Origin of the sequence: Pseudomonas oryzihabitans, assembly GCF_014522265.1 — a bacterium.
In the GTDB taxonomy this organism is placed as follows: Bacteria; Pseudomonadota; Gammaproteobacteria; order Pseudomonadales; family Pseudomonadaceae; genus Chryseomonas; species Chryseomonas aestiva.
The window spans coordinates 3,107,340-3,123,024 of record NZ_CP017024.1 but is presented as its reverse complement, the minus strand read 5'-3'; the positions used below and the strand labels follow the sequence as shown (position 1 = coordinate 3,123,024).

Below are 15,685 nucleotides of genomic sequence, written 5' to 3'. Positions count from 1 at the left end.
CGGCAGGCGGCGCGGTTCAGCGCGCCGCCTTGCTTCCCGCCCGCGTTGCCAGCAGCACCCCGCCGATGGCGATGACCATGGCCACCCAGGCCAGGGGCGGCAGCGTTTCGCCCAGCAGCAGCCAGGCGCTCAGGGCGGCGCCCGGCGGCACGCAGAAGAACAGCGCACTGACCCGCGCCGCCTCGCCGGCGCGGATCATCCACACCAGCAGGCTGATGGCCAAGAGCGAGTTGGCCAGCACCAGATAGGCCAGGGCACCGATGAAGGCCGGCGCCCAGTGCACCGGGCTATGCTCGAACAGCAGCGCCAGGGGCGCGCAACACACCAGGCCGACGCTGTACTGCACCAGGTTGTTGGTGACCGGATGCTGGGCCACGCCCAGGCGCTTTTCGTAGAGCACGGCACTGGTCATACCCAGCAAGGCACCCACCGCCAGGCAGATGCCGAACAGGGATTCCACGGCGACGCTGGCGCGCGCCACGATCACCCCGATGGCGCCGAGCAGTCCCAGGGCCAGTCCCAGCCACTGCAGCGGCGCCACCCGCTCGCCCACCAGCAGGGGCGCGCCCAGAGCCACCAAGATGGGTTGCAACGAGGCGACCATGGCCACCACGTTGGCCGAGGCACCCATCACCAGGGCGCCATAGCTCATGCCAAAATAGACGCCCTGGATGAGAAAGCCCACCACCGCCAGATTCGCCCATTCCCGCCGGGTGCGCGGCAGCGGCGGACGCAGGACCAGGAAGGCGATCAGCAGCACGCTGAAAGCCAGGGCATAGCGCATCGCCAACAGGGTGAAGGGGGGCGCATAGGCCAGGCCCACCTTGGACACGGCGAAACCGGCGGACCACAGGGCCAGGAACACCAGGGGGATGAGGCGCAGCAACCAGGGATTCAGCGGAGTGGACGACATCGGACGCTCAGGGCCAGGCGAGTCAGCGGGACGCGACTCGCGAGCGGGAAGGATAGCTGACGATCAGCAGGCCGCTGAGCACCAGGGCCGCGCCGGCGAGAAATCCCGGTCCCGGGGTCTCGCCCAGCAGCCAGACGCCCATCAGTACACCGAACAGCGGCGTCAGCAGGGTCAGCACGCCCAGGGGCGCCGCGCGATAGCGACTGAGCAGCACGAACCAGCCCAGCAGACTGATGCCGGCGACGATGAACACCTGGAAGGCCAGACTCGACCAGGCCAGGAAATCCAGCCCGGCCAGATCCAGGCGCTTGCCGAGCGGCAGGGCCAGCGCCAGCAGCACCACCCCGGTCACCCCGAGTTGATAGAACAGGGTGCGCAGCGGCGGCGCCTCGGCCAGGGCGCTGCGGCGGATCAGCACCGTGGTGGCGCCCCAGGCGGCACCGCCGACCAGGCCGATCAGATCGCCCTGCCAGCTGGTGCCGCCGCTCGGTTTGCCGATCAGGAAGGCGCAGGCCACGCCACTGGCCGCCAGCAGTATGCCCAGCCACTGGCGCCCCGACAGCCGCTCGCCGGGCACCAGCCAGTGCAGGCCACAGGCGGCGAACAGCGGCGCCGTGTAGATGAACACCACCATGTGCGCGGCGCTGGTGTACTTCAGGCCCACCGCCATGCAGAGGAACTCCAGGGCGAACAGCGAACCGGCGAGCAGCCCGGGAATCAGCGTCCGGTCACGGCCCAGGCAGCGGATGCCGCGCCAGCGCGCCAGGCCATAGAGCAGCCCGGCCGCCAGCAGCGAACGCCAGCCGATCTGCAGCAAGGGGTCCACCTGCTCGGCGATGGCCTTGATCGCCGTCTGCTGCAGGCCCCAGACCAGGCAGAGCACCAGCATGACCAGCACGGCGGGGAGGTCGAGCTCCTTGCGCATGGGCATCGTTCCAGGAAAAAAGTGAGCCTGCAGGATGACCGTGGCTGAACAGGTCGGACAAACGATGTTTAATGGGCGTCAGGCTCAGGAAAATTAAGGCTCAGCAGTGACCACTGCCCTCCCCCTCAACGCCCTGCGCGCCTTTGCCGCCGCTGCGCGACACCAGCACTTCGCCAAGGCCGCGGACGAGTTGCATGTCACGGCCGGTGCCATCAGCCGGCAGATCCGCCTGCTCGAAGCCGAACTGGGACAGCCGTTGTTCGAACGCCTGCCCCAGGGCGTACGGCTCACCGCCCAGGGTCGCGCCCTGGCCGGGGAGATCGCGCCGCACCTCGATGGCCTGACCCGCGCGGTCGCCCGGGCACGGATCAAGAGCTGCGTCCTGACCGTCAGCGCGCCCCCTACCTTTGGTCAGGAATGGCTGTTGCCGCGGCTGGAAGACTTCCAGCGCCAGCATCCGGATATCGAGGTCTTTCTCGACGCCTCGTCCGCCATCGTGCCCCTTGGCACCGAGGGCGGTGCCCAGGCGGCGATCCGCTATGGCCGCGGCGACTGGCAGGACGGCGAGACGCGCCTGCTGCTGCGCGAATGGATCTTTCCGGTGTGCAGCCCGGCGCTGATCCCGGCGCCGCTGGCAGGGCCCGCCGCCTTGCTGGATTATCCGCTGCTGCATGCCGAATGGCCCGGCGGCTGGCGTTCGGGTCGCCCCAGCAGCCGGTCCAACGCCTGGCAGGACTGGTTCGCCAGCCAGCAGGTGCCCCTGGGCGACAGTCTGCGCGGTCCGCGCTATTCACTGAGCGGCATGGCCCTGCAACAGGCAGCCGCCGGCAAGGGCGTGGCGCTCGGCGGCGGCGTGCTGGCCCAGCGCCTGCTGGCCAGCGGAGCCCTGGTCCGCCCGCTGCCGGATCGGTTCGACCAGCTGTCGGCCCAGGCCTACTTCCTGGTGTTGCCCAAGGGCGCGGTGGACGCGCCGGTACAGCGCTGGATCGACTGGCTGCTGGTGCAGATCCGTCAATTCCGCGAGACCCAGGGCGAACCGCAGGAGACCGGCGGCGCCTGGTGAGCGCCGGGCTTTTACGGCAGTCTAGGCGGCCTGCCCTTGCAATAGTCAGCCTGCATGATCACCTGTCGCCTGTCCGCCCTGCTCGCCCTGCTGCTCTCGACCGCTGCCCTGGCCGCCGAACAGGCCCCGGGCACCTGCGATCGCCAGGGCAGCGAGGCGCAGCTGGCGGCCTGCGCCAGCCAGGACCTGGCCGTGGCCGAAGCCCGGCTGGCCGACGTCTACGGGCGCCGGCTGGCGGGCCTCTCCACTGAACAACGACCTGCCTTCGAACGCCTGCAACGACTCTGGCAGGACGATCGCGCCCCCCGCTGCGCCACCGCGGCGCGGGGTTTCCAGGGCACCATGCAGCAGCTGCAGTATCTGAGTTGTCTGAAGTCGGTGACCCTGCTGCGGCTGGACGATCTGCAACGGCAACTACCGCGGCGCGACTGACGCTTCGTCGCCACTGCTGCTGTCCGGCGCCGGAACTCACTATCATGGCGCCCCGCTGTTGGAGTTCGAGATGTACGAGCGTTACCTGCCCCTGCTGGTCCCGGCCGGACTGCTGCTTCTGGGGGCGCTGTGGTGGTGGCAGCGCCGGCGCCAGGCCGCCTTTCCCTATCGCCAGGTCGAAGCCCTCTTCACTCCCGCCGAACAGGCCTTTCTCGCCGTGCTCGACGAAGCCGTGGGCGACGACTACCGGGTGTTCGGCAAGGTGCGCATCGCCGATGTGGTCCAGACCCTGCCGCTGCGCGACCGCCGCCGCTATCTGATCGCGCAGAACCGTATCAACTGCAAGCACTTCGACTTCGCCATCTGCCGGCGTGACGACCTCGCCGTGCACGCCGTGGTCGAACTCAACGACAGGTCGCACCTGCAGCGCCATCGCCAGCAGCGCGATCGCTTCGTGAGGTCGGTGTGCGAGGCCGCCCAGTTGCGCCTGGTGGAGATTCCCGCGGCGGCGCGCTATTCCGCCACCGCCGTACGCGATGCCGTGTTCGGCGGGCGCCGTCCGCGCACCCGGGTAGCGCCCCCGAGCCAGGCGCTGGCGCCGGAATGCCCGGAGTGCCAGGCGCCCATGGTCCGCCGTCGAGCGCGCAGCGGTCGCCACCAGGGGCGGGAATTCTGGGCCTGCTCGAACTACCCGGATTGCCGCGCCCTGCTCGACATCGACGACTGACCAAGGGGTTCCTGCCATGCGCTATCCCACCACCCCGGACGGACGCTACTTCGTGGTCAGGGGCCGGCTCTGGCGCTGCACTGATCCCAGCCTGCCCGCCGATCGCCGCGACGCCCTGACCCATGAGCTGATGGATGCGCGCCGCCAGGTGGGCGCAGCCAAGCGCCAGGGTGACGAGGCCGCCCTGCGCAGCGCACGCGCCGCGGTGGACGCCGCCAAGCACGCCCTGGGCGAGCGCGGACCGGTCTGGTGGACCGATGGCGCCCCCGACTACAACCGGCGGATGGCCCGGAACACCCCCTATGCCGACTGGTACCGGCAGCTGGATGTCGAGACTTCCTGAGCCGCACCGTGCGGCGTAAGGTGAACGGCTGAATCCTCTTGCGAGCACCGCTCTTGCGTATCCGCCCCGCCTTCGTCACCGACCTCGCCGCCATCTGCCGGCTGGCCGAACAACTCGCCGAGCAGCATCACCGGCAGGCGCCGGCGACCTTCGCCAAGCCCTCCGGCGGCTGGCGCGACCAGGACTACTGGGCTGCCCAGCTGGAGCCGGAAGACGGGGTGCTGTTCGTCGCTGACGCCAGCGACGAACTGGTCGGCTTCGTCACCGCTCGACTGTCCGATACCCGCTCGATTTCCTTTCTGCAGCCGCTGATCCTCTGCCGGATCGGCACCCTGGTGGTGTCTGCCAGCCACAGACGGCAGGGCGTGGGTGCGCGGCTGCTGGAAGCCGTGGAAGCCTGGGCCCGGGACAACGACGTCGACGAATTGCGCCTGGAGGTGATGGAGTTCAACGAGGACGCCCAGGCCTTCTATGCCCGCCAGGATTTCCAGGGGCAATCGCGGATTCTGGCCAAGGCGTTGCGGTAGGGTTGGCTGCCGCGCGATCGCGACCATGAGTGCGATGGACCAGCACCCTCACCCCTGCCCTTTCCCAGGGGGAGAGGGGGTTAGCGGAGCGGTCGGCGGCCACCGCGCAGGCCCCTGTAGCTTGGGCTGAGCACAGCGAAGCCCAACAGACCCCATCGCCGACCTGAAGCTTCGACGAGGGTCCCTACACGCTCTCGCGGCTCACCAACTCGAATCCCAGATCCACGCAGCGCCGTAGCGTGGAAAACGGCGTAGCCTTTTTCACGAGAGGCCAGCCGCGAGGACTTGCCTCACACCCGCCCTTCCCAGGAGGGAGAGCAGGCGCTTGGAGCGGATGCTCGTTTTCGATGGCTCAGGCGATAAGAAAGCTGCTCCCAATGGAGACATCGACACCTACTGCGAGTAACTGTCCTATCGCGGCCATGGGCCGCTCCCACAGGAGAGATCGGTACCTGTAGGAGCGGCCCATGGCCGCGATGATCCGACGCGAGCGACCAGCCCTACACACTCTCCCGACTCACCAGCTCGAATCCCAGATCCACGCAGGTCGGTTGGCTGCGGCCGTCGAGCAGCCCCAGCAACAGGGTCGCGGCCTGGCGCCCTACCGCGGCGCGGGGGGTCTGGATGGAGGTGAGCCGGGGCACGGTATGCGCCGAGCCGGGCAGGTCGTTGAAGCCCAGCACCGAGATCCGCGCGGGGATGGCAATGCCCAGCCGCTGGGCCTCGAACAGCGCACCCTGGGCCAGGTCGTCGTTGCAGAAGAACAGGCCATCGACCTCCGGCCGGCGGGCCAGCAGTTCGCGGAACTGGCGGGCGCCCAGGCCCACGGATGACGGCTGCGGATCCAGCACGTCCAGACTCGGGTCATAGCAGCCCGCCGCGCGCAGCACCTCGCGAAAGCCCTCGCCCCGGGCCAGCGCCCGCGGGTCGAGCTGGGCCGCGACATAGCCCAGGCATCTGCGCCCTGCCGCCAGCAGGTGCCGCGCCGCGGCGGCGCCGGCGGCGTGCTGGGAAAAGCCGACGCTGGGCACCGACCCCGCCGGATCCAGCTCCATCATGTGCACCCGCGGCACCCCGCTAGCAGCCAGCAGCTGGCGTGCGGCATCGGTACGGTCAAAGCCGGTCAGCAGCAGTCCCCGGGGCTGATAGGCCAGGTAGTTGCGGATCAGCTTTTCCTCTTCCACGGGATCGTAGTGATAGTTGCCGATCAGCACTTCCAGGCCACGGGGGCGCAGGACCTCGTGGATGGCCTCCAGCGGCTCGATGAACAGATGATTGGACAGCGAGGGGACCAGCACCACCACCGAATGCCCCTGGGCGGAGGCCAGGGCGCGGGCGGCCGGATTGGTGACATAGCCAAGGCGCGCGGCAGCTTCCTGCACGCGGGTGACCAGCTCGGGTGCCACGCTGGCGACACCGCGCAGGGCACGCGAGGCCGTGATGGGGGAAACACCGGCCTGCAGCGCCACCTCGGTAAGGGTGGGCCGACCGGAACTACGAGAACCCGTTCGATTCATTGTTATGGTTTCAGGCTTGTCAGAGACGGAGAACGCGCCTAAGGTAGCGCTGTCTCACCAGACACTACAAGCCTGGCGTGCCCCTCCGGGACACGTCGGCATTCGGCCTAACAAGATCGACAAGAACTGGAAACCGCTACCTTTTTCCTTTTTCGGGGTAGCGCTGTCTCCAGACCGGAGGTGACGATGAACACTCCCATTCCCGCGCTGGTGGTCATGGGCGTCGCAGGCTGCGGCAAGAGCAGCGTCGGCGCGACCATTGCCGAGCAGGACGGTGGCCGCCTGATCGAAGGCGACGCCTTCCACCCCGCCGCCAACATCACCAAGATGAGCGCCGGCATCCCCCTCGACGACCAAGATCGCGCTGGCTGGCTGACCCGCCTCGGTGAAGAACTGGCCGCTGCGGTGGCCGCCGGCGAACGCCCGGTGCTCACCTGCTCGGCGCTCAAGCGCCGCTATCGCGACCAGCTGCGCCAGGCCGTGCCCGGTCTCGGCTTCGTCTTTCTCGAACTGACCCGCGAGACCGCCGCCCAGCGCGTCGCCAATCGTCCGGGGCACTTCATGCCCGCCAGCCTGATCGACAGCCAGTTCGCCGCCCTCGAAGCACCCCACGGTGAACCGGCTACGCTGGTAGTGGATGCACGCGACAGCCTGCCCGCCATCGGCACCCAGGTGTCGGCCTGGTGGAACACCTCGGCGCGCCTGGCCCAGCCGGCCTGACGAGACAGCGCTACCCATTCCAATCCAATCACCCGCAACGCCCACAACAACAATAGGAGAGGCGCCATGTTCGGCATGGACCACAACAGCTTCCTTCTGCTCGACGCCCTGGTCACCATCATCGGCCTGGTGCTGCTGATCACCAAGTTCAAGGTCCATCCCTTCATCGCCCTGACCATCGCCTCGGGCTTTCTCGGCCTGACCTCCGGCATGCCGGTGGAAAAGGTCATGAAATCCTTCCAGGACGGCTTCGGCGGCGTACTCGGCTTCGTCGGCATCCTGCTCGGCCTGGGCACCATGCTCGGCAAGCTGATGGCCGATTCCGGCGGCGCCGACCAGATCGCCCAGACGCTGATCCGCGCCTTCGGCATCAAGCGCGTGCACTGGGCGATGATGTTCGCCGCCTTCCTGGTGGGCATCCCGCTGTTCTTCGAGATCGGCTTCGTGCTGCTGGCACCCCTGGTGTTCATCGTCGCCCGCCGGACCGGGCTGTCGCTGGTCAAGCTGGGCATCCCGCTGCTGGCCGGCCTGTCCGCCGTACACGGCCTGGTGCCGCCGCACCCGGGTCCGCTGCTGGCGGTCGGGGTGTTCGGTGCCGACATCGGCAAGACCATCTTCTATGGCCTGCTGGTCGGCCTGCCCACCGCCATGATCGCCGGTCCCCTCTTCGGTGCCTGGATCTCCAAGCGCATCCCCGGTTCGGCCAACCCCGAACTGGTCGCCCAGATCGCCCAGGAGACCGACAACCGCAATCTGCCGGGCTTCGGCATCACCGTCTTCACCGTGCTGCTGCCGGTGATCCTGATGCTGCTCAAGGCCTTCGCCGACATCTTCTTCGCCGCCGACAACCACTTCCGCATCTGGATGGACTTCATCGGCCACCCCATCACCGCCCTGCTCGCCGCCCTGCTGCTGAGCTTCTACAGCTTCGGCACCGCCTGCGGCTTCTCTCGCGAGAAGATCGTCAAGCTGCTCGACCAGAGCCTGGCGCCAGTGGCGGCCATCGTGCTGATCGTCGGCGCCGGCGGTGGTTTCAAGCAGATGCTGGTGGCCAGCGGCGTGGGTGAGGTGATTGGCAACCTGGCGGTGCAGACGCAGATCTCGCCGATCCTGCTGACCTGGCTGGTGGCAGCGGTGATCCGCGTGGCCACCGGTTCCGCCACCGTGGCGACCATCACCGGCGCCGGCATCGTCGCCCCCGTGGTGGCGCTGATCCCCGGTGTGAACAAGGAATTGCTGGTACTGGCCGCCGGTGCCGGTTCGGTGATCCTCTCCCACGTCAACGACGCCGGCTTCTGGCTGGTGAAGCAGTACTTCAACATGACCGTGGCCGAGACCTTCAAGACCTGGTCGATGATGGAAACCATCCTCTCGGTGGTGGCCCTGGCCTTCATCATGCTGCTGTCGCTGTTCGTCTGAGCCCCGCAGAGCCTGTTCCAAGGCTAGCGAGCTAGAGCCAAGCAAGGCCTAGGCGGCCCCGCGAAAATAGCTGAGGAAGCAGAGTTTACGTAGGGTAAATGAGCATTCCGAAGCCATTTTCAACGCAGATTGGCCGACGCGCAGCAGCTTTGGAGCAGGCTCTCAGGCAGGGACGGCCCCTGGCCGCCCCGCCTCCACCACAAAGCTTGCCCGGGTGCCGCGTCCGGCATCCGGGCGCGTTCGATCACTGATGGTGCGCAGGTCCACCTGCAACCGTTCCCGCGTCAGCTCCAGGGCCAGATAGCCACGCTCCCGGCTGTCGAAGAAGCGCACCTGGGGATTCTCCGGCAACAGCGCCTGGAAACGGCGGTAGTCCGGTCCGTCAGAGGTGATGGAGGTGCCGACGAATTCGCTCGCCACCACCGGGCTCCGCTCGTCTTCCGGCTCGCGGTGCAGGTCCGTCACCCAGAAGGAATGGATGTCCCCGCCCAGGGTTACCGGATTAGCCAGGCGGCTGTCAGCCATGGCCGCGAGCAGCCGCTCGCGAGTCGCCGGATAGCCGTCCCAGCCATCGGTCCAGCGCGCCGGATCGCCCTCCGGCAGGCGCTGCCGCAGGGGTGCCAGCAGGAGATCCTGGGCGATCAGATTCCAGCGGGTGGCATTGTGGCGAAAGCCATCCAGCAGCCAGCGCTCCTGCGCCTGCCCGAGCATGCTGCGCGCGGCGTCGCGCAGACCCGGGCAATCCGGGGCGACCAGCTGGCCACCGCGGGTCCTGGGCGTCGTGCAGGCCGGTTCGCTGCGGTATTGCCGACCATCGAGCAGATGGATCTCCGCCAGGTCACCGAAGCGCCACCGGTCATAGAGGCGCAGCGCGCTGCCCTGGGTCCGCCACCCGCGCAGCGGCGCATGTTCGCGAAAAGCCTGGTAGGCAGCCTGCCGCCGCGCGGCGAAGGCAGCCAGACTGACCCTGGGGTCCGCCGCCCAGGGACCGGAATAGTCGTTCTGCACCTCGTGGTCGTCCCAGGTCATGAGACTGGTGACATTGGCGTGCAGGTACTGCAGATCGGGATCGGTGCGGTACAGCGCATGGCGCCGGCGGTAACTGGCCAGGTCCCGGGCTTCCGGCAGGCCATGCCGACGCACGGCCGGCAGCAGCAGGGGCACGTTGGCCTCGTAGATATAGTCCCCGAGGAACAGCGCCAGATCCGCCTGTTCGTCCGCCATGTGCCGATAGGCGCTGAAGAAGCCCTTCTCATAGTGGGAGCAGGAAGCGGCCACCAGCTTCAGCCGCTGCGGAGCGCTGGCTGACGGCGGTAGCGTAGTGGCGCGCCCGATACGACTCTGGTGGCCCAGCGCGGTGAAACGGTACCAGTAGGGCCGTCCCGCCAGCAGACCGGTCAGGGGGATGGACAGGCAGAAAGCAGACTGTGGCTGTGCCTGGATCACTCCGCGCTGCACCACCTGGCGCAGCCCCGGATCCAGGGCCACTTCCCACCCAGCCTTGACCGGACCATGCAGACCGCCCAGGCCGTCCTCGGCCAGCGGATCGGGCGCCAGGCGGGTCCAGATGACGAAGCCGTCGGTAGCAGGATCACCACTGGCGACGCCCAGGGTGAAGGGATCCGGCTGTGGCGTGCGAGCGCTGCAACCGGCGAACCAGGGTGCGCTCAGACCCAGGCCGAGCAGGCCCAGCGCTTGACGTCGAGAGGTACTCATCCTGGCCTCCAGGAAAAGAGGCCAGGGTGGCTCAGGCAGGTGACAACGGCATGTCGGCGGCTCAGGCCAGCGGCAATTCCTCGAGGATCATGACCTGCGGCGCGTCGACGAGTAGACCGTCCAGATCGCTCAGCAACTGCTTGAAGTGAGGGGTTTGCTCGTGCTCGGCCAGGGCTTCGCGACTGGCCCAGCGTTCGACGAAGACATAGCGACCTGCATGGCTCGGATCGCGGTGCGGGGTATAGAAGTGACAGGCGGCTTCGGCGCGGGACGGCGCGACGATGGCACGCATGGCGTTTTCGACAGCCTCGGCCTGACCGGGTTTGGCCTGCAGAATGGCGACGACATGGATTTCACTGGTCATGCAAAAACTCCAGAAGGGGTGCTTCAGCCTGGCGACTGGACACCCTGAATGCCACCGGGGCCGAGGGCCGGCCCCGGTCATGGTGGATCACTGTTTGGCTTTGACGATCTTGTCGATCACCGCATTGCTGCGCTTGATCAGCACATAGTCGGAGCCGATCTTGACCCATTGGCTGTCTTCGCCCGGCTGCTCCAGACCATGCTTCTTGAAATCCTTGATCACGTACTCGTCACGGATGTACTTGCGCGGCGCCCGGCCACCCTCTTCGAGTTCAAAGGTAGGATGATCAGGGTCGTGGGTGACCGCCTCATCGCTCTGACTGGCGTCCTTCTTGTTGACCTTGTTCTGGTACTGCGAGCTGGTGGGCTCCGAAGCGGCCTTGTCGGCGGCCGGCTTGGTCGGGGTCATGGATTCGGGCGCGGCCTGGACATGCAGGGCTCCGGTCAGGACGACGGCGCCCAGCGCCAGGGAGAGCAGTGATTGCTTGGTCATGGGGTGTTTCTCCTCTGCGTTCGAGGTTTTGACCCTGGGGCCGGAGAAAAAGCTCCACGAATACCTACGGTTGCGCTGCTGGCCTTACAACCGTTCGTCCCGGTCGGCCTTTACCAGGGTCAGCACCCGCGGCAACTGGCGCGAGCGCTCGGTGGAAAAGGCGTCCAGCGCGCAGCTCAGCCGATAGGACTGCTGACTGAGTCGCGAGGCTTCCTGGCGCAAGGTGAGGAAGTTGAGGAAATAGCGCTGGTGCTGACGCTTGGCCTGGCTACCCCGTTCAAGCAGGCGCCGGGCTTCCGCCATGGCCACGATGTGGCTGTCGGTCACGTCCTTCATGCAACGGTTTCCTCGTGGCGATGACAATTATCGAACCTGTTTCTTCTCGACTTTAGCAGCCCGTCCGAACAGGGTGGTGAATCCTTTGACTTTTTATCGGCAAGCCAGGGCTGGCGCGCCTTGCGACACCTCAGGCAGAGTAGCCCACCCCCCCTGCCCAGAGGTGCAGCCCTTGGAACGCTGGAAGCTTCTCGCCGGCCTGGTGAGCTTCACCTTTTTCATGGAAAACCTGGACGCCACGGTGATCGCCACGGCGCTGCCGCAGATGGCCCTGTCCTTCGGCCGCGAGCCGGTGGACCTCAACCTGGGCATCAGCGCCTATCTGCTGGCGATCGCCGTGGGCATCCCGGTGAGTGGCTGGATCGCCGAGCGCTTCGGTCCCCGCCCGGTCTTCACCCTGGCCATCGGCGTCTTCACCCTGGCCTCGCTGCTCTGCGGCATGGCCCTGTCCCTCGAACACTTCATCGCCGCGCGTATCCTCCAGGGGCTCGGCGGCGCCCTGATGGTGCCCGTGGGGCGTCTGGTGGTCCTGCAGGTCACCGAAAAGCACGAGTTGGTGCGCGCCATCGCCCTCATCACCTGGCCGGGCCTGGTGGCCCCTGTGCTCGGCCCGCCCCTGGGCGGCCTGATCACCACCTATGCCGACTGGCGCTGGATCTTCTACCTCAACCTGCCGCTGGGCTTGATCGCCCTGCTGCTGGCCTGGCGCCTGGTGCCCGCCGACCTGCCGACCCAGCGCCATCCGCTGGACTGGCGCGGCTTCCTGCTGCTGGGCGGCGCCTGCGTGGCCTTCATGTGGGGCGTGGAGCGCCTCGGCCAGAACCATGGCAGCCTGGGCGCCAACCTGGCCTGGATGGGCATAGGGCTGATCCTCGGCACCAAGGCGGTGCGCCACATGACCCGGATCGAACGCCCGCTGATCGATTTTGGCACACTGCGCATCCCCACCTACCGCGCGGCCATCCTCGGTGGCGGCCTGTTCCGCGTCACCATCGCCACGGCGCCCTTCCTGCTGCCCCTGCTGTTCCAGCTGGCCTTTGGCCTGGACGCCTTCCAGGCCGGCCTGCTGCTCCTGGCACTGTTCGCCGGCAACCTGGCGGCCAAGCCCTTCACCACCGCCACCATGCGCCGCTTCGGCCTGCGCACCATCCTGACCGTCAACGGCCTGCTCAGCGCGTTCAGCCTGCTGGCCTGTGGCCTGCTCACTCCGGACTGGCCCTTGCCGGCGATCCTGCTCCTGCTGTTCTTCAGCGGGGTGTTCCGCTCGCTGCAGTTCACCGCCAGCAATGCCCTGGCCTTCGCCGACATCCCCAAGTCGCGGCTGAGCCATGCCTCCACCCTGTTCAGCACCAATTTCCAGCTGGCCATGGGCCTGGGCGTGGCCATCGCCGCCCTGCTGCTACGCGCCTCGATGGACTGGCACGGCCACCTCGACCCGCAACTGGCGGACTTTCGGCTAGCCTTTTGCATAGTGGCCGTGCTCGGCATCCTGAGCACCCTGGATGCCTTCCGCCTGGTCCGCAACGCAGGCGATTCGGTCAGCGGTCATACCTCTGAAAGTTGACCAGGCGGACAGGGCTCCAGGCGATGTCGATTGGGGGTTAGGGCTTAGCGTCTTACCCGTGTTTACCGACCTGTTATGATGCGCGCCTTTTTCCGATCAGACCGGCGCGCACGAGGCATCCCATGCTGGAAAGACTCTTCCAACTCAAGGCCCACAACACCTCTGTCCGCACCGAACTGCTGGCCGGGGTCACCACCTTCCTGGCCATGGCCTACATCCTGTTCGTCAACCCGAGCATCCTCGGCGCCACCGGCATGGACAAGGGCGCGATCTTCGTCGCCACCTGCCTGGCCGCCGCCATCGGCTCGGCGCTCATGGGACTCATCGCCAACTACCCCATCGCCCTCGCCCCGGGCATGGGCCTCAACGCCTTCTTCACCTACACCGTGGTCCTGCACCTGGGCCATACCTGGCAGGTGGCCCTGGGCGCGGTATTCCTCTCGGCGCTGATGTTCTTCCTGCTGTCGATCTTTCGCATCCGCGAATGGATCATCAACAGCATCCCGCTCCCGCTGCGCTCGGGCATCGCCGCCGGCATCGGCCTGTTCCTGGCGCTGATCGCCCTGCAGACCGCCGGCATCGTGGTGGGTAATCCGGCGACCCTGGTGGGCCTGGGCGACCTGTCCAAGCCGGGTCCGCTGCTGGCCATCCTCGGCTTCTTCCTGATCGTCGTGCTCGAAGCGCGCAAGGTCACCGGCGCGGTGCTGATCGGCATCCTGGTGATCACCGTGATCGCCATCGCCCTGGGCGTCAGCGCCTTCGGCGGCCTGGTCTCCATGCCGCCGTCGCTGGCACCGACCTTCCTGCAGCTGGACATCCGGGGCGCCCTGGACGTCGGCCTGATCAGCGTCATCTTCGCCTTCCTGTTCGTCGACCTGTTCGACAACTCCGGCACCCTGATCGGCGTGGCCAAGCGCGCCGGCCTGATGGGCAAGGACGGCCATCTGCCGAAGATGGGCCGCGCCCTGATCGCCGACAGCTCCGCCGCCATGTTCGGCTCGCTGCTGGGCACCTCCACCACCACCAGCTACATCGAATCCGCCGCCGGCGTTTCCGCGGGCGGGCGTACCGGCCTCACCGCCGTGGTGGTCGCGGTGCTGTTCCTGCTGGCGCTGTTCTTCGCTCCCCTCGCGGGTAGCGTGCCAGCCTTCGCCACCGCCCCGGCGCTGTTCTTCATCGCCGTGCTGATGACCTCGGGCCTGGCCGAGATCGAGTGGGACGACCTGACCACCGCCGCCCCGGTGCTGGTCACCGCCCTGGCCATGCCGCTGACCTATTCCATCGCCAACGGCATCGCCTTCGGCTTCATCACCTGGACGGTCATCAAGCTGCTCTCCGGCCGTACCCGCGAGCTGAATTCGGCGCTGATCGTGCTGTCGATCCTGTTCGTCATCAAGCTGGGCTGGTTCAACGCCTGACCCCTCCCCTCGGGGCTCCGGCCCGAGGTCTCCCCGCCCCACCCTGCTCCGGATCTACCATGTCCCAACCCTCCTTCGTTCCCGCCGACTACCAGGCTCAACTCGACGCCAAGGCCAACCGCCTGCGCGAACTGCTGGCGCCTTTCCAGGCCCCCGAGCCGGAGGTCTTCGCCTCGCCGCTGCAGCACTACCGGCTGCGCGCCGAATTCCGCCTGTGGCGGGAGAACGAGGAACGCCACTACGCCATGTTCGCCCCGGGCGACAAGCGCACGCCGATCCTCATCGAGGCCTTCCCCATCGCCAGCCAGCGCATCAACGATCTGATGCCGCGCCTCAAGGCCGGCTGGCAGGCGGACGTGGCACTGTCGTTCAAGCTGTTCCAGGTGGAATTCCTCACCACCCTGAGTGGCGACGCCCTGATCACCCTGGCCTACCACCGCCCCCTGGACGCCGCCTGGCAAGCCGCCGCCGAGCGCCTGGCCGCCGACCTGGGCGTCAGCCTGATCGGTCGCTCCCGCGGCCAGCGCCTGGTGATCGGGCGTGACCATGTGCTCGAAGAACTGGAGGTGGCCGGGACGACCTACCGCTATCTCCAACCCGAGGGCGGCTTCACCCAGCCCAATGGCACCGTCAACCAGAAGATGCTGAGCTGGGCCCATACCGCCCTGGGCGAGCGCGACGACGATCTGCTGGAGCTCTATTGCGGCAACGGCAACTTCACCCTGCCGCTGGCCAGCCGGGTCCGTAAGGTACTGGCCACCGAGGTGAGCAAGACCTCGGTCAACGCCGCCCTGCACAACCTGGCCAGCAATGGCGTGGACAACGTCACCCTGGTGCGTCTCTCCGCCGAAGAACTGACCCAGGCGCTCAACGAGGTCCGTCCCTTCCGCCGCCTGGCCGGCGTGGATCTCAAGAGCTACCAGTTCGGCACCGTCTTCGTCGACCCGCCCCGCGCCGGCATGGACCCCGACACCTGCGAGCTGACCCGCCGCTTCGAGCGCATCCTCTATATTTCCTGCAATCCGGAGACCCTGGCCGAGAACATCGCCCAGTTGCAGGACACCCACCGCATCACCTGCTGCGCCCTGTTCGACCAGTTCCCCTGGACGCACCATATGGAAAGTGGGGTATTGCTGGAGCGGCGTTGAGCATCGAGCTAGCCCGCGTGGAAAAGGCTGCGCCGTTTTCCACCCTACACCTGGTCCAAGC

17 protein-coding genes are annotated in these 15,685 nt (G+C 67.4%); 10 read left to right on the top strand and 7 right to left on the bottom strand.

Features of this window, described 5'->3' with window-relative positions:
- Nucleotides 1-16: 16 nt before the first annotated feature.
- Nucleotides 17-913 carry a DMT family transporter gene (locus BGI51_RS14395; RefSeq protein WP_187978758.1) on the bottom strand — a complete coding sequence of 299 codons (897 nt, stop codon included), beginning with the start codon at nucleotides 911-913 and terminating at the stop codon, nucleotides 17-19.
- Between the two features lie 22 nt (nucleotides 914-935).
- Complete coding sequence (locus BGI51_RS14390) at nucleotides 936-1,838, bottom strand: DMT family transporter (protein ID WP_356592503.1); 903 nt, start codon at nucleotides 1,836-1,838, stop codon at nucleotides 936-938.
- A 106-nt stretch (nucleotides 1,839-1,944) separates the two neighbouring features.
- Between BGI51_RS14390 and BGI51_RS14385 the strand changes: the two genes are divergently transcribed.
- From BGI51_RS14385 to BGI51_RS14365, 5 genes are all read left to right on the top strand, one after another.
- Nucleotides 1,945-2,901, top strand: coding sequence for a LysR substrate-binding domain-containing protein (locus BGI51_RS14385; protein WP_187978756.1), 957 nt, complete (start codon nucleotides 1,945-1,947; stop codon nucleotides 2,899-2,901).
- Nucleotides 2,902-2,955: 54 nt separating this feature from the next.
- Nucleotides 2,956-3,333, top strand: a complete 378-nt coding sequence (locus tag BGI51_RS14380; protein ID WP_187978755.1) for a lysozyme inhibitor LprI family protein — start codon at nucleotides 2,956-2,958, stop codon at nucleotides 3,331-3,333.
- Nucleotides 3,334-3,403: 70 nt separating this feature from the next.
- Complete coding sequence (locus BGI51_RS14375) at nucleotides 3,404-4,060, top strand: DUF2726 domain-containing protein (protein WP_187978754.1); 657 nt, start codon at nucleotides 3,404-3,406, stop codon at nucleotides 4,058-4,060.
- 16 nt (nucleotides 4,061-4,076) lie between these two features.
- Nucleotides 4,077-4,403 carry a hypothetical protein gene (locus BGI51_RS14370; RefSeq protein ID WP_187978753.1) on the top strand — a complete coding sequence of 109 codons (327 nt, stop codon included), beginning with the start codon at nucleotides 4,077-4,079 and terminating at the stop codon, nucleotides 4,401-4,403.
- A 53-nt stretch (nucleotides 4,404-4,456) separates the two neighbouring features.
- The gene (locus BGI51_RS14365) at nucleotides 4,457-4,930 is read left to right on the top strand and encodes a GNAT family N-acetyltransferase (RefSeq protein WP_133859736.1); all 474 of its coding nucleotides are present in this window, start codon (nucleotides 4,457-4,459) and stop codon (nucleotides 4,928-4,930) included.
- 500 nt (nucleotides 4,931-5,430) lie between these two features.
- On the opposite strand, the gene BGI51_RS14360 is transcribed toward BGI51_RS14365, so the two are convergent.
- A complete protein-coding gene (locus BGI51_RS14360; protein ID WP_187978752.1) occupies nucleotides 5,431-6,447 on the bottom strand; it encodes a LacI family DNA-binding transcriptional regulator in 1,017 nt (338 codons plus the stop codon).
- A gap of 186 nt (nucleotides 6,448-6,633) precedes the next feature.
- On the opposite strand from BGI51_RS14360, the gene BGI51_RS14355 reads away from it, so the two are divergent.
- Nucleotides 6,634-7,167, top strand: a complete 534-nt coding sequence (locus BGI51_RS14355) for a gluconokinase (RefSeq protein ID WP_187978751.1) — start codon at nucleotides 6,634-6,636, stop codon at nucleotides 7,165-7,167.
- Nucleotides 7,168-7,233: 66 nt separating this feature from the next.
- Entirely contained in the window at nucleotides 7,234-8,586 is a 1,353-nt protein-coding gene (locus BGI51_RS14350; protein ID WP_133859739.1) for a GntP family permease, read from the top strand.
- Between the two features lie 162 nt (nucleotides 8,587-8,748).
- On the opposite strand, the gene BGI51_RS14345 is transcribed toward BGI51_RS14350, so the two are convergent.
- The 4 genes from BGI51_RS14345 to BGI51_RS14330 form a co-directional block, all read right to left on the bottom strand.
- Nucleotides 8,749-10,302: an alkaline phosphatase D family protein gene (locus tag BGI51_RS14345; protein WP_187978750.1), complete on the bottom strand. Its 1,554-nt coding sequence runs from the start codon at nucleotides 10,300-10,302 to the stop codon at nucleotides 8,749-8,751.
- A 61-nt stretch (nucleotides 10,303-10,363) separates the two neighbouring features.
- Nucleotides 10,364-10,666 (bottom strand): putative quinol monooxygenase, encoded by a 303-nt coding sequence (locus BGI51_RS14340; protein ID WP_187978749.1) that lies wholly within the window; start codon nucleotides 10,664-10,666, stop codon nucleotides 10,364-10,366.
- Between the two features lie 87 nt (nucleotides 10,667-10,753).
- On the bottom strand, nucleotides 10,754-11,158 hold the full coding sequence (locus BGI51_RS14335) for an RcnB family protein (protein ID WP_133859742.1): 405 nt from the start codon (nucleotides 11,156-11,158) through the stop codon (nucleotides 10,754-10,756).
- Nucleotides 11,159-11,242: 84 nt separating this feature from the next.
- The gene (locus tag BGI51_RS14330) at nucleotides 11,243-11,494 is read right to left on the bottom strand and encodes a hypothetical protein (protein WP_133859743.1); all 252 of its coding nucleotides are present in this window, start codon (nucleotides 11,492-11,494) and stop codon (nucleotides 11,243-11,245) included.
- A 172-nt stretch (nucleotides 11,495-11,666) separates the two neighbouring features.
- Here BGI51_RS14330 and BGI51_RS14325 point away from each other — a divergent pair, with 172 nt between their 5' ends.
- The 3 genes from BGI51_RS14325 to trmA all read left to right on the top strand — a co-directional run bounded on the left by BGI51_RS14325 (nucleotide 11,667) and on the right by trmA (nucleotide 15,624).
- Nucleotides 11,667-13,058: an MFS transporter gene (locus BGI51_RS14325; RefSeq protein WP_290127614.1), complete on the top strand. Its 1,392-nt coding sequence runs from the start codon at nucleotides 11,667-11,669 to the stop codon at nucleotides 13,056-13,058.
- A 122-nt stretch (nucleotides 13,059-13,180) separates the two neighbouring features.
- Entirely contained in the window at nucleotides 13,181-14,476 is a 1,296-nt protein-coding gene (locus BGI51_RS14320; protein ID WP_187978748.1) for an NCS2 family permease, read from the top strand.
- A gap of 59 nt (nucleotides 14,477-14,535) precedes the next feature.
- Nucleotides 14,536-15,624, top strand: a complete 1,089-nt coding sequence (trmA, locus tag BGI51_RS14315; RefSeq protein ID WP_187978747.1) for a tRNA (uridine(54)-C5)-methyltransferase TrmA — start codon at nucleotides 14,536-14,538, stop codon at nucleotides 15,622-15,624.
- The last annotated feature ends 61 nt before the right edge of the window (nucleotides 15,625-15,685 follow it).